Genomic DNA, 12,589 nt, shown 5'->3' with positions numbered 1-12,589 from the left:
GCCGGGGTTCACCCGGCGAGCACGTGATCGGCGACGAACGGATTGCGCCGGCGCTGCTCGCCGAAGGTGGATTCCGGTCCGTGACCGGGGATGAAACGGACGTCATCTCCGAGTGGCCACAGTTTCTGCGTGATCGACTCGATCAGTACGCGCCCGTTACCGCCGGGAAAATCGCTGCGTCCGATCGCGCCGTTGAACAGCACGTCCCCCACCAGCGCCAGCCGCGCGGACGGGCTGAAGAACACCACATGCCCCGGGGTGTGTCCCGGGCAGTGCAGCACCTGCAGCCGTTCATTCCCCAGCTTCAGGGTCTCTCCGTCGTCCAGCCAGCGGTCCGGGGTCAGCGGCGCGATCTCCGGGAATCCGAACATCGCCGCCTGCTGCGGCAGCTGTTCCAGCCAGAAGGCATCCTCGCGCTGCGGGCCGAGGACGGGCGCGCCGGACAGCCGCGCCAGTTCGGCCGCGCCGCCGGCGTGATCCAGGTGGCCGTGGGTCAGCAGGATGGAATCCAGTTCCAGGCCCTGATCGCGCACGCGGGCGAACAGGGTCGGGGCCTCGCCGCCGGGGTCGACCCAGGCCGCGCGGCCGGTTTCGTTGCACCAGATCAGGGTGGCGTTCTGCTCCAGCGGGGTTACCGGAAGGGTGCAGTGTTCAAGCATCGGGGTATCGCTCCGCGGCGAACGCGTCGGGAGGGAATAGTTGTGTGGCGTATGCGTCTTACGGTTGTGCAGATCGAAAGCTTAGGAGAAAAACCGGTCCGGCGCGACCGCTTTCTGTTCGTCGCTCGCGGGAAGTGCTTGACAGGAATATCCTAATATTAGAAGATCTGCATACGCTGAATGTTGTCCCCCCTGACAGCATCGGCGGACTCCTCCATCCTCCTTTGGTGGTTTTCTTGGCGCGGGCTCTGTCCCGCGCTTTTTTTTGCCCGTTCGCATCGTCCGGCCGCCGTGCCTACCATGGCGGCATGCCCGCCCCCGGTTCCCATCGATCATGACGCGACGCCTGAACAGCCTGCGCAATGTGGTGGTGATGTTCATCCTGCTGCCGCTGCTCCTGTTGGTGGGTGCGGTGGTCGCGCTGGGCCTGCAGGAATTCCAGGCGCAGATGGAAGACCGCATGCAGGACGACATCGAGCTGGTTGCGCGGGCGATCCGTCTGCCGGTGTCCACGGCGATTGTTGAACAGGACGTGGCCGCCGTTCAGGAGTCGCTGGACTCGCTGTTCCAGATCGACGAAGTCTTCGGGGTGTACGTCTACGACGCGCGCGGCGAGCTGGTGGCGACCTCCGGGCCGCCCAGCCCGTCGCTGCGGCATCGGGGAGAGGCGCAGGCCATCAGCGAGACCGGAACCCTGGGTGCGTTCGACGAACATCGCGGGCGGGAGGTTTTTTCGTTCTTTCTGCCGCTGGCGGACCATGCCGGACGAATCGTGGGCCTGCTCCAGGTGACCCGTGACGTGTCTCCGTTTCGTGCCTACGTCTCCCAGCTGCGCTGGCAGGGCGCGGTGCTGACCGGGGCGGTTACGGTGCTGTTTCTGGCCCTGGTGCTGGTGGGGTACCACCGGGCCGTGGGGCGCCACGTCGAGCGCCTGACCGGGGTGATGCACGACATCGGCGAAGGGGTGCGCGGCGTGCGGGCACCCGAGGCCGGGCCGGCGGAGCTGCGCCATGTCGCGGCTACCATGAACGGGATGCTGGAGCGGCGCGAGGCGTCCGAAGCGGCGCTGGAGGCGCAGCGGGCCGAGCAGCGAGCGCTGGAGGAAAAACTGCGGCATTCGGAAAAACTGGCGGCGATCGGCCAGCTGGCGGCCGGGGTGGCGCACGAGCTGGGAACCCCGCTGGGGATCATCGCCGGACGCGCCCAGCGGGCCGCCCGCCGCCTGGCCGAGGACGATCCGGCGCGCAAGGAAATGCAGGAGCTGCGGGCAGAAACCGAACGGGTGGAGACCATCGTGCGGCAGCTGCTGGATTTCGCCCGGCGCAATCCGCTGCAGCGCCGCAGCGTGAATCTGGATGAACTGGTCCGGGAACTGGTGGATCGCGTGCGCGGTCGGGGACATTGTCCGGACGTGCAGTTCAGGCTGGAAGGCGCACCCCTGCAGGTGGAAGCGGACCGGCTGCGACTGGGTCAGGCGCTGGAAAACCTGATCGAGAATGGCGGGCAGGCAGCCCGGTCGCGCGTGCGGATCACGTGGGGCGTGGAGCACGGGCAGGTGGAAGTCACGGTGGCCGACGACGGTCCGGCCGCCGGAGGCGGTATCGATCCGGAGACGGCGGAGCGCCTGTTCGAGCCTTTTTTCACCACCAAGCCGGCCGGAAAGGGGACCGGTCTTGGACTGGCGGTGGCCCAGGTCGCGATGGAGGATCATGGCGGGTCGATCGCGCTGGATCGTTCGGACCCGGGCGAGACCCGTTTCGTGATCCGGTTTCCGCGGGCAGCGGATGCCACGGGGAGTGCCGCACGGGATGGAGAGGATGGAACGTTGCCGGAGGCGGGTGCATGACCAATCCGGAGTCGGTGCTGGTGGTGGAGGACGATCGCGGTCACCGGGACCTGCTGGTGGAGGAGCTGCGCGAGGCGGGGCATGGCTTGGTGGCCGTGGGCAGCGCCGAAGAGGCCATGCAGGCCTTGGGCCAGCAACCCTTCGGCCTGGTGGTCAGCGATCTGAGACTGCCGGGCGAGGATGGCTTCCGCGTGCTGGAAGCCACGCGCGAGGCGGTGCCGGAGCCCGGTTTCATCATGCTTACCGGCTTCGGAACCATCGACCAGGCCGTGGCCGCGCTCAAGGCGGGGGCGGATGATTTCCTGACCAAGCCGGTGGACCTCGATCATCTGCGGCTGGCGGCCGATCGGGTGATCGAGGCCCGGCGGCTGAAGGCCGAGGTGCGCCAGTATCGCGAGCTGCTGGCGGCCGGCGAGGGCTTTCACGGCATGCGGGGGAACAGCCCGGCGATGCTGCGGCTGTTCGACCTGATCCGGCGGATTGCGGCTTCCGACGGATCGGTGCTCATCACCGGCGAGTCCGGTACCGGCAAGGAGCTGGTGGCGCGTGCGCTGCACGCCGAGAGTGCTCGCCGCGACGGTCCCTTCGTCGCCCTGAACTGCGCCGGCATTCCCGAGAGCCTGCTGGAATCGGAACTGCTGGGGCATGTCGCCGGGGCTTTCTCCGGCGCCCGGGGCGCGCGCCGCGGCCTGTTCCGCGAGGCCGACGGAGGCACCCTGTTCCTCGACGAGATTGCCGAGATGCCGGTGGCGATGCAGAGCAAGCTCCTGCGGTTGCTGCAGGACGGGCGCGTGCGTCCGGTGGGCGGCAACGAGGAGGTGGACACCGACGTTCGCATCGTGGCGGCGACCCACCAGGACATCCCGGGGCGCATCGCGCAGGGCGAGTTCCGCGAGGACCTCTACTATCGGCTGGAGACCTTTCGTATCGAGATCCCGCCGTTGCGCGACCGGGGCGAGGACATCGAACGCCTGGCCCTGCAGTTCCTGCGCCAGCACGCCCTGGCTCACGGGCTGCCGGAGCGTCGCCCGAGTCCCGAGGCGATGCGGGCCCTCCTCCACTATGCCTTCCCCGGCAACGTGCGCGAACTCTCCAGCCTGATGGAGCGCGCCGCGACCCTGTCTTCCGGTGACCAGATCGAGTTGCGCGACCTGCCGGAGCGGGTGCACGCATCGGCATCCGGCGGAACATCAGCCGGCATGCCCCCGGGTGACGGCGTTCCCGGCGCCCGGGACGCCCACTGGCCTTCGCTGGCCGAACTCGAGACCGATTACATCCAGCGCGTGCTGGAACACTGCGAGGGCAACAAGCAACGGGCGGCGCGCATGCTGGGGATCGGCCGCAAGACGCTTTATCGGCGGCTCGGCGAGTCCGATACGAACTGAGCCCTTTCCCTTGCACGATGTGTCATGCGGACGCGGTGACACGTTTCATTGCGACCCATGTGTCGAAAAGAAACAGTTTTGATCTTGTTTCTGTTCCTCTTCCGGCCGCTCGGGCGACCTTCAGGTCTCTGATTTTAAGAGTTTTATTTTTTGGTCGAAATGTTGGCCCGTGGTTTGCTTCGTATGGGTTGTCCGTAGCGAAATCCGCAAACCACAGGAGGTCGCATGACGACTTTCCGCAAAACCGCAACGGCCATGGCGCTCGGTTCGGTGCTGACCCTCGGTTTTTCCGGGGTGGCTGCGGCCCAGGCGGGCCAGGGCGGTGCCCCCGCCGGCGACATGCCGCCCGAGGCCGGAACCCCCGGACAGGGCCAGCCACCCGAGCCGCGCCAGGACGCACCAGCACCGCGGGATGCCCCGGCACCCGGCGGGAGCGGCCAGGGCGGGGGGCTTCCGCCCGGCGGAACCGGACAGGAACGCGGGCTTCCGCCCGGTGGCCAGCCCCCCGAACCGCAAACCGGGCCGGGGCAGCCGGATCGGCCGCAGGGTGCGCCCCCCGAGCCGCGTGACGCGCCGCCGGGGAGCATGGAGCCCGAGCGCACGGATCCGCGTGGCGGTGCCACCGGCCAGCAGATGCCGGCCCCGGGCGAGCGGCCCGAGGGCGAGGCGATGCCCGAGCCCGGCGAAGACCCGCGGCAGGGCACGGAGCGGGACTGGTAGTCCGGACCGCAGATCATGATTTTCGTGAATACAGACCGTCGTAAAGACCAAGGAGCAAACGCAATGATGAACTTTCGCAAGACCGCAATGGCTTTCGCCCTGACTTCCATGTTCGCCTTCGGTGGTGTGGCCTCCGCGCAGATGGGTGGCGGCGCCGAGGGTGGCGCTCCGCCGGAAGGCGGCGCTCAGGGCGGTGCCCCGCCGCAGGGTGGCGCGCAGGGCGGCGCGGGCGCCCAGGGTGGTGCTCCGCCGGAAGGTGGCGGTGCCCCGATGCAGCAGCAGGCCCCCGAGGTCGACCTGTCCGACGAGGATATCGACACCTTCGTCGAGGCCTTCGTCGGCGTGCAGGAAGTCCGCGAGGACTTCTCCCAGCGCCTGCAGGAAGCCGAGGACGAGACCCAGGCGCAGCAGATGCAGCAGGAGGCCCAGGACGAGATGGTCGCGGCCGTGGAGGATGCCGGCATGACCGTTGAAGAGTACAATGAGGTCGCCATGGCCCTGCAGAACGACCCCGAGCTGATGCAGGAGGTCCAGCAGCAGGCCGAAAGCGCCATGTAAGCCCGCAAGGGACAGGCATGCGCTGACGGGGCCGTCCTTCGGGGCGGCCCCGTCTTTTTGTGCAATCGCTCGTGGGACCCTTGAATGACGGGGTACAACACGGTATTCTTCCGCGCTTTCTGAATCGCCCCGACATCGGAGCATCGATACATGAGCACCATCAGCGCCAAGCCGGCAGAAGTCGAACGCGACTGGTTCCTTGTGGATGCCAGTGACAAGACCCTCGGTCGACTCGCCACGGAAATCGCGCGTCGGCTGCGCGGAAAGCACAAGCCCGTCTACACGCCGCACGTGGATACCGGCGACTACATCGTCGTGATCAATGCGGACAAGATCCGGGTCTCGGGCAACAAGGCCTCCGACAAGATGTATTATCGCCATACCGGTTATCCGGGGGGCATCAAGGAGGCGAACTTCTCCCAGATGATCGAACGTCATCCGGAGAAGGTGCTCGAGCTGGCCGTCAAGGGCATGCTGCCGCGCAATCCGCTCGGCCGGTCGATGCTCAAGAAACTCAAGGTGTATGCCGGAACCGAGCACCGGCATGCGGCCCAGCAGCCGCAGCCGCTGGACATCTGATCCGCGGCGCCGCCAACCAGAAACAGGGAAATCGATTCCAATGGCTATGAATCAGTACTACGGTACGGGTCGCCGCAAGACGGCTTCCGCGCGTGTCTTTCTGCGTCCCGGCTCGGGCAACGTGACCGTCAACGGCCGTCCGCTGGACGAGTTCTTTGGTCGTCCGACTTCGCGCATGGTTGTCCGGCAGCCGCTGGAAGCGGCCGAAGCCCTCGACGGCTTCGACGTGGTGGCTACGGTCTCCGGCGGGGGTGGTAACGGTCAGGCGGGTGCCATTCGTCTGGGTATCGCCCGCGCCCTAGTTGAGTATAATGAGGACCTGCGCAGCACGCTGCGTCGTGGCGGTCACCTGACGCGGGATGCCCGCGAGGTGGAGCGCAAGAAGATCGGCCTGCGCAAGGCCCGTCGCGCGACGCAGTACTCCAAGCGCTGATCCGGTTTTCGCCGGTGCACCCGGAGGTTTCGGGCACCGGCCAGAATTGGGGGATCGTCTAGCGGTAGGACTACGGACTCTGACTCCGTCAACCCAGGTTCGAATCCTGGTCCCCCAGCCATCCATGGAAAAGGGCCCCCTCGCGGGGCCCTTTTTCATGGATATGACCGGCCAGGATGAGAACCTGGAAGCTTCGGCGGAGCGCAGCGGAGCAACGCACACGCGGGGGCTCTTCTGCGGAATGTCGGGTCTTCTCCGTGCGTCTGTGGTCTATAGTCAGTCCCAGGTTTCGAGCGAGGAGAAGCCATGTCCGTACCCGAGAATCCGTATTCCGAGGTCACTGTCGATACCCGTGCCCGCCAGGTGGAAGGGACCAATGCCTGGTACATGATCGGTCTGTCGGGCATCCCGGGCCCCGACAACGAGGGCCACACCTCCAACGCCGGTTTCGTGGTGACCGACGAGGGCGTGGTGGTCTACGACGCTCTGGGTACCCCGGCCCTGGGGTTCGAGATGATCCGGCGGATCCGGGAGGTCACGGATCAACCGATCCGCTACGTGATTGCGGGTCATTACCATGCGGACCATATCTACGGTCTGCAGGCGTTCGCCGATCATACGGAAGCGCGCATCATCGGTCAGCGGCGGGCGGAAGATTATCTGCGCGGGCCGGGCGCCGAATCCCGTCTGCAGCAGCGTCGGGGCGTGCTTTATCCGTGGGTGGACGAAGACACTCAGGTGATCCCGCCGGACGAGCTGTTCGACGAGGAGTACACCATCGAGCTGGGCGGCAAGACGTTCCGCCTGCTGCATGCCGGTCCGGCGCATTCACCGGATGACGTCATCATGGTGGTCGAGGAAGACGGCGTGGTGTTTGCCGGCGATATCGTGTTTGACGGCCGCATCCCGTTCCTCGGCGATGATGCCCTGGATTCCGGCAACTGGGTGAACCGCCTGGAGCAGGTGGAGGCGATGGAGCCGAACTTTCTGATCCCGGGGCATGGCGACGCGACCGCCAATGCCCGCCGGGCGGTGCGCTTCACCCGGGATTACCTGGTGAAGCTGCGGGAGCACATGGCGGAATCGGTCGAGGAAATGATGTCCTTCGAGGAGGCCTACGCTGCCATGGACTGGTCGGAATACGAAAACCTGCCGGCGTTCGACCAGACCAACCGTTCCAACGCCAATGCGGTGTTTCTGGAGATGGAATCCAAACTGTTCTGACGCCGCATTATCTCCGCAGCCGACCGGGCCCGGGCTGTTCCGGGCCCGGTCGGGCGTGCACGTCGATCAGGGTTTCCTTATTATTGCGCAATTACTTTGGTGCCAAAAGAATGGACCGCGAGTGCGAGATCGTGCTTTCGGTCCGGCTGGCCGTTAACCTTGCGCTTCACTCTGATCGGGAGGCCCCGCCTCAATGACCGCCGAACGCGTGCGCGAAATACCGTACAACTACACCTCCTTCTCCGACCGCGAAATCGTCATCCGCTTCCTCGGGTCCGATACCTGGGAGCTGCTCAACGAGCTGCGTGGCGAACGCCGTACCGGCGTGTCCGCGCGCATGCTGTTCGAGGTCCTGGGGGATATGTGGGTGGTCACGCGCAACCCGTACATCCAGGACGATCTGCTGGGGGACCGCAAGCGTCGCCGTTCGTTGATGGATGCGATGCAGCACCGCCTCGACCAGATCGAGGCGCGTGCCGAGGGCAACGAGAAGGCCCTGACCCTGGCCCGGCGTGCCCAGGCGGCGCTGACCGCGTTCGCGGAGGAGTTCGACAAGACGCTGGCGCTGCGCGACAAGGTTCGCAAGCGCATGAACGGGCTCACGCACAAGGACAATATCCAGTTCGGCGGGCTGGCGCGTGTCTCGCACGTGACCGATGCGACCGACTGGCGCGTGGAACTGCCGTTTGTGGTGCTCACCCCCGACTCCGAGGAAGAGATGGGGCCGCTGGTGGCGGCCTGCATCGAGCTGGGACTGACGGTGATCCCGCGCGGCGGTGGTACCGGCTATACCGGCAGTGCCGTGCCGCTGTCCAAGCGCTCGGCGGTCATCAACACCGAAAAACTCGAAGGCCTGGGCGACGTGCAGCGGCGCAGCCTGCCGGGTGTGGACCGCGAAGTCCCGGTGGTGCACGTCGAGGCGGGCGTGGTGACCAAGCGCGTCTCCGAGCTGGCCGACAACAACGGCCTGGTGTTCGCGGTGGACCCGACCTCGCAGGACGCCTCCACGATCGGCGGCAACGTGGCCATGAATGCCGGCGGCAAGAAGGCCGTGCTGTGGGGTACCGCGCTGGACAACCTGGCCGCCTGGACCATGGTGACCCCCGAGGCGGACTGGATGTATATCGAGCGCCTCGATCACAACCTCGGCAAGATCCACGACGCGGAGACCGTGCGCTTCCGCGTGACCCGTTTTGAGGCGGACGGCCGGACGCAGAAGGGCGAGCCGGAGATCCTGGAGATGCCGGGGGCACAGTTCCGCAAGACGGGGCTGGGCAAGGACGTGACCGACAAGACCCTGATGGGCGTACCGGGTATCCAGAAGGAGGGCTGTGACGGTCTGATCACCTCGGCCGAGTTCATCCTCCATCGCATGCCGGACAACGCCCGCACCGTGTGCCTGGAGTTCTACGGCACCGATCTGCACGAGGCGGTCCCGGCGATCGTCGAGATCAAGGATGCGGTGGATGCCGAGGAAAACGTGCTGCTGGCGGGCCTCGAGCACCTCGACGAACGCTACGTGCGGGCGGTGAAGTACACCCCCAAGGGTGCGCGCGGCGACCTGCCGAAGATGGTCCTGGTGGCGGACATCGTGTCCGATGACGAGGACGCGCTGGGCCGCCTGGCCGCGCAGATGGTGCGCGCGGCCAACGCCCGCAATGGCGAGGGCTTCATCGCGGTCAGCCCGGAGGCGCGCAAGCGGTTCTGGGCCGATCGCGCCCGCACCGCGGCCATCGCCCACCACACCAACGCGTTCAAGATCAACGAGGACGTGGTGATCCCGCTGGAGCGCCTGGCGGAGTACACCGAAGGGGTGGAGACCCTCAACGTCCGCGAGTCGCTGACGAACAAGCTGGCGATGGTCGACGAGATGCTGGAATGCATGCGCGGCGACCATCCCGAGCTGCGCGAGTTGCTGGAGGATGCCGAGGGCGAGGGCCAGCAGTGGTTCGAGACCAAGCGCCAGCGCGCGGTGGAGGTACTGGAATCGGTGCGCGATCGCTGGTCGCGCATCGCCGACAACTTCCACACCCTGGCCTCCGAGTGCGACGAGCTGCTGGACGATGCGGCCCGCGCGGATATGCGCCCGCACGACAAGCTGATCCACCTGCTGCTGCGGCGCAGCCTGCGCATCTCCTATCGCGCGGAGGTCGAACGGCCGCTGTTCGACATCTTCAACGGTCACCAAATGGAGTCGGTGCGCAAGCGCCTGACCGCGATCCACGACCGCGTGCTCACCAGCCGGCTGTTCATCGCCCTGCACATGCATGCGGGCGACGGCAACGTGCACACCAACATCCCGGTCAATTCCAACGATTACCCGATGATGCACCAGGCCGAGCGTCTGGTGGACGAGGTGATGCGCCTGGCGCGCGAACTGGACGGGGTGATCTCCGGCGAGCACGGGATCGGCCTGACCAAGATGCAGTACCTGGATCGCGACCGCATCGACTCGTTCGCGAAGTACAAGAAGCAGATCGACCCGAACGGGGTGTTCAATGCCGGGAAGCTGCTGGAGGGCTCCGGCCTGAACAACGCCTATACGCCGTCGCTGCGTCTGGTGAAGCAGGAGGCGCTGATCCTCGAGCAGAGCGAGCTGGGCGATCTCAACGACGAGATCAAGGACTGCCTGCGCTGCGGCAAGTGCAAGCCCGAGTGCAACACGCACGTGCCGCGCGCCAACCTGCTGTACTCGCCGCGCAACAAGATCCTGGCGACCGGCCTGATCGTGGAGGCCTTCCTGTACGAGGAACAGACCCGACGCGGGCTGTCGCTGAACCACTTCGAGGAGATGAACGACGTGGCCGATCACTGCACGATCTGCCACAAGTGCCTGAACCCGTGCCCGGTCGACATCGACTTCGGCGACGTGACCATGCACATGCGCTCCATCCTCAACAAGAAGGGCAAGCGCAAGGCGTCGCCGGCCACCATGATGTCCATGGCGTTCCTCAACACCAAGGATCCGGCTGCGGTGAAGGGCATCCGCAAGGGCGCGATCCAGATGGGCTATGCGGCCCAGCGTCTGGGTCACTGGTCGTTCAAGAAGCTCGGCCTGACCGGCGAGGGCAAGCGGCCCCGCTCGACCACCGGCAAGGCGCCGGTGCACGAGCAGGTCGTGCATTTCGTGAAGAAACCCATGCCGGCGGGGCTGCCGAGTCAGACCACGCGGCAGATGCTGGGGCTGGAGGACTCGCGCTACGTGCCGATCCTGCGCGATCCGGTGAAGACGGACATGGACTCCGACGCGGTGTTCTACTTCCCGGGCTGCGGCTCCGAACGCCTGTTCAGCCAGGTCGGCCTGGCCACCCTGGCGATGCTCTACGATGCGGGTGCGCAGACCGTGTTGCCGCCGGGCTACCTGTGCTGCGGTTACCCGCAGAACGCCGGCGGCGACTTCGAGAAGGGTTCACAGATCAGCACCGAGAACCGGGTGCTGTTCCATCGCATCGCGACGACGCTGAACTACCTCGACATCAAGACGGTGGTGGTCTCCTGCGGGACCTGCATGGATCAGCTGCTGAAATACGAGTTCGAGAAGATCTTCCCGGGCTGCCGGCTGCTGGACATCCACGAGTACCTGATGGAGAAGGGCATCAAGCTGGAAGGGCTGCAGGGCGTGCAGTACATGTACCACGATCCCTGTCATTCGCCGATGAAGTCGCACAAGCCGACCGAGGTGGCCGGCAACCTGCTGGGCCAGGAGGTCCTGCAGTCCGATCGCTGCTGCGGCGAGGCGGGCACCTTCGCGGTGAGCCGCCCCGACATTGCGACCCAGGTGCGCTTCCGCAAGCAGGAGGAGCTGCACAAGGGCATCAAGCAGCTGACCGGCGAGGAGAAGGCGGAAAACGGCAACGTGAAGATGCTGACCTCCTGCCCGGCCTGCCAGCAGGGGCTGTCGCGCTATCGCGAGGATACCGGCCTGGACACCGATTACATCGTGGTGGAGATGGCCAACCGGCTGCTGGGCGAGGACTGGCAGAAGGGCTTCATCGACCGGGCGCGTGAAGGAGGCATCGAGAAGGTCCTGCTGTGAGCGGCGGTTTCCCGTACACTGCGCAGTGGAATAAACGGAGTTCACGGGGCGTCGCAGGGAAGGCCGTATCCCGCGGCCCCCTGCTGACGTCAACGGAGATCGCATGAGCTTTCGTCATTTCGCTGTTCGTTCGGGTGTGTTCGCCCTTGCCGCCGGCCTGCTGGCCACCCCTGTCACCCTCTCGGCCCAGCTGGCGGAGTTTCCGGGGCGTCATCTTTACGAACGCTTCGGGGTGGAGGCCATCGAGCTGTTCGACCTGCGCGGTCAGTTCAGCGGCTCGACCCTGGTGGACGTGCGCCCGCGCGCGGAATACGACGTGATGCGGATGCGCGACGCCCATCACGTGAATCTGCACGCCCCCGATTTCGACGAGCGTGTCCGCGACCTGGAAGCCCGGGAGGGCAGCCCGCTGGTGTTCTACTGCAACGGGCGCGACAGCCATCGGGCGTACCGTGCGGCGGCGCGGGCCAGCGATGCCGGGCTCGATGCCGTGCTGGCGTATGACGCCGGCATGCATGACTGGGCGCAGAGCTATCCGCGCTTCTCCCGCCTGTTCGGCGAAGCGGTCGAGGACGGCGATCTGATCCCCGACGCGTCGTTCGAGGCGCGGCTGCTGGATGGCGAGACGTTCGCACGCCGGGCCCAGGAGGACGACAGCCTGCTGCTCGACATCAGTGGTGCCGGGGACGAGGATGACATCGCCCTGTTCGGCGGACGCGAACGGGTCATGCCGGTGAACGAGCCGGCGGCCCTGGACGACGCCCTGCGTGCGGCCGCCGCGGACGGCGACACCCTGCTGATCTTCGACCAGCACGGACAGCAGGTGCGCTGGCTGCAGTATCGCCTGCGCGAGCTGGGCATCGAGGACGAGCGTTATTACTTCCTCGAGGGCGGCATGCAGGCGTTCTACGATGAGGTGATGGGCTGAGAGAGCGGGGTCAGCGGCGGAAGAAGCCCAGGATCAGTGACAGCACGATGCTGACGATGATCATGGTCGTCAGCGGGAAGTAGAAGCGGCTGTCACCGCGTTCGATCACGATGTCCCCGGGGAGTCTTCCCCAGGGGATCTTTCCCAGCCAGGGCCACAGCAGCCCGATCAGGACGATCGCGCCGCCGATGATGATCAGCCACTTGCCGGTCTCGTTCATC

The 12,589-nt window shown here is 66.3% G+C and carries 11 protein-coding genes and 1 tRNA gene; 10 read left to right on the top strand and 2 right to left on the bottom strand.

Translation table 11 applies throughout. From position 1 onward, the window contains the following. Positions 1 to 8: 8 nt before the first annotated feature. Positions 9 to 659, bottom strand: a complete 651-nt coding sequence (locus F620_RS0101035) for an MBL fold metallo-hydrolase (protein ID WP_019569148.1) — start codon at positions 657 to 659, stop codon at positions 9 to 11. 334 nt (positions 660 to 993) lie between these two features. Here F620_RS0101035 and F620_RS0101030 point away from each other — a divergent pair, with 334 nt between their 5' ends. The 10 genes from F620_RS0101030 (at position 994) to F620_RS0100985 (ending at position 12,368) form a co-directional block, all read left to right on the top strand. After that, a complete protein-coding gene (locus F620_RS0101030) occupies positions 994 to 2,505 on the top strand; it encodes an ATP-binding protein (RefSeq protein WP_019569147.1) in 1,512 nt (503 codons plus the stop codon). Beyond that, positions 2,502 to 3,890 carry a sigma-54 dependent transcriptional regulator gene (locus F620_RS0101025; RefSeq protein ID WP_019569146.1) on the top strand — a complete coding sequence of 463 codons (1,389 nt, stop codon included), beginning with the start codon at positions 2,502 to 2,504 and terminating at the stop codon, positions 3,888 to 3,890. The genes F620_RS0101030 and F620_RS0101025 overlap by 4 nt, the downstream gene beginning before the upstream one ends. A gap of 225 nt (positions 3,891 to 4,115) precedes the next feature. Continuing rightward, the gene (locus F620_RS0101020) at positions 4,116 to 4,610 is read left to right on the top strand and encodes a hypothetical protein (RefSeq protein WP_019569145.1); all 495 of its coding nucleotides are present in this window, start codon (positions 4,116 to 4,118) and stop codon (positions 4,608 to 4,610) included. 66 nt (positions 4,611 to 4,676) lie between these two features. Then, positions 4,677 to 5,168 carry a DUF4168 domain-containing protein gene (locus tag F620_RS0101015; protein ID WP_026279505.1) on the top strand — a complete coding sequence of 164 codons (492 nt, stop codon included), beginning with the start codon at positions 4,677 to 4,679 and terminating at the stop codon, positions 5,166 to 5,168. A gap of 150 nt (positions 5,169 to 5,318) precedes the next feature. Continuing rightward, entirely contained in the window at positions 5,319 to 5,747 is a 429-nt protein-coding gene (gene rplM / locus F620_RS0101010) for a 50S ribosomal protein L13 (RefSeq protein ID WP_018946445.1), read from the top strand. Between the two features lie 40 nt (positions 5,748 to 5,787). Further along, on the top strand, positions 5,788 to 6,180 hold the full coding sequence (gene rpsI / locus F620_RS0101005) for a 30S ribosomal protein S9 (protein WP_024328551.1): 393 nt from the start codon (positions 5,788 to 5,790) through the stop codon (positions 6,178 to 6,180). Positions 6,181 to 6,227: 47 nt separating this feature from the next. Beyond that, positions 6,228 to 6,301: transfer RNA gene (locus tag F620_RS0101000), tRNA-Gln, on the top strand. A 185-nt stretch (positions 6,302 to 6,486) separates the two neighbouring features. Further along, on the top strand, positions 6,487 to 7,404 hold the full coding sequence (locus tag F620_RS0100995; RefSeq protein WP_019569144.1) for an MBL fold metallo-hydrolase: 918 nt from the start codon (positions 6,487 to 6,489) through the stop codon (positions 7,402 to 7,404). 193 nt (positions 7,405 to 7,597) lie between these two features. Next, positions 7,598 to 11,440, top strand: coding sequence for a DUF3683 domain-containing protein (locus F620_RS0100990; RefSeq protein WP_019569143.1), 3,843 nt, complete (start codon positions 7,598 to 7,600; stop codon positions 11,438 to 11,440). 103 nt (positions 11,441 to 11,543) lie between these two features. After that, positions 11,544 to 12,368, top strand: coding sequence for a rhodanese-like domain-containing protein (locus tag F620_RS0100985; RefSeq protein WP_019021265.1), 825 nt, complete (start codon positions 11,544 to 11,546; stop codon positions 12,366 to 12,368). 10 nt (positions 12,369 to 12,378) lie between these two features. Here the strand turns inward: F620_RS0100985 and F620_RS0100980 are convergent, their stop codons facing one another. Further along, positions 12,379 to 12,588, bottom strand: a complete 210-nt coding sequence (locus tag F620_RS0100980; RefSeq protein ID WP_019021264.1) for a DUF2905 domain-containing protein — start codon at positions 12,586 to 12,588, stop codon at positions 12,379 to 12,381. Position 12,589: the final 1 nt, after the last annotated feature.

Origin of the sequence: Thioalkalivibrio sp. ALE11, from assembly GCF_000381205.1 — a bacterium.
Taxonomy (GTDB): Bacteria; Pseudomonadota; Gammaproteobacteria; order Ectothiorhodospirales; family Ectothiorhodospiraceae; genus Thioalkalivibrio.
The sequence above is the reverse complement of the archived record's forward strand: the minus strand, read 5'-3'. Positions and strand labels throughout refer to the sequence as shown.

What these genes read in the sequence shown, in the direction of transcription:
- F620_RS0101035 (WP_019569148.1), bottom strand. Translation starts at nt 659, where the DNA reads ATGCTTGAACACTGCACCCTTCCGGTAACCCCGCTGGAGCAGAACGCC.
- F620_RS0101030 (WP_019569147.1), top strand. Translation starts at nt 994, where the DNA reads ATGACGCGACGCCTGAACAGCCTGCGCAATGTGGTGGTGATGTTCATC.
- F620_RS0101025 (WP_019569146.1), top strand. Translation starts at nt 2,502, where the DNA reads ATGACCAATCCGGAGTCGGTGCTGGTGGTGGAGGACGATCGCGGTCAC.
- F620_RS0101020 (WP_019569145.1), top strand. Translation starts at nt 4,116, where the DNA reads ATGACGACTTTCCGCAAAACCGCAACGGCCATGGCGCTCGGTTCGGTG.
- F620_RS0101015 (WP_026279505.1), top strand. Translation starts at nt 4,677, where the DNA reads ATGAACTTTCGCAAGACCGCAATGGCTTTCGCCCTGACTTCCATGTTC.
- rplM (WP_018946445.1), top strand. Translation starts at nt 5,319, where the DNA reads ATGAGCACCATCAGCGCCAAGCCGGCAGAAGTCGAACGCGACTGGTTC.
- rpsI (WP_024328551.1), top strand. Translation starts at nt 5,788, where the DNA reads ATGGCTATGAATCAGTACTACGGTACGGGTCGCCGCAAGACGGCTTCC.
- F620_RS0100995 (WP_019569144.1), top strand. Translation starts at nt 6,487, where the DNA reads ATGTCCGTACCCGAGAATCCGTATTCCGAGGTCACTGTCGATACCCGT.
- F620_RS0100990 (WP_019569143.1), top strand. Translation starts at nt 7,598, where the DNA reads ATGACCGCCGAACGCGTGCGCGAAATACCGTACAACTACACCTCCTTC.
- F620_RS0100985 (WP_019021265.1), top strand. Translation starts at nt 11,544, where the DNA reads ATGAGCTTTCGTCATTTCGCTGTTCGTTCGGGTGTGTTCGCCCTTGCC.
- F620_RS0100980 (WP_019021264.1), bottom strand. Translation starts at nt 12,588, where the DNA reads ATGAACGAGACCGGCAAGTGGCTGATCATCATCGGCGGCGCGATCGTC.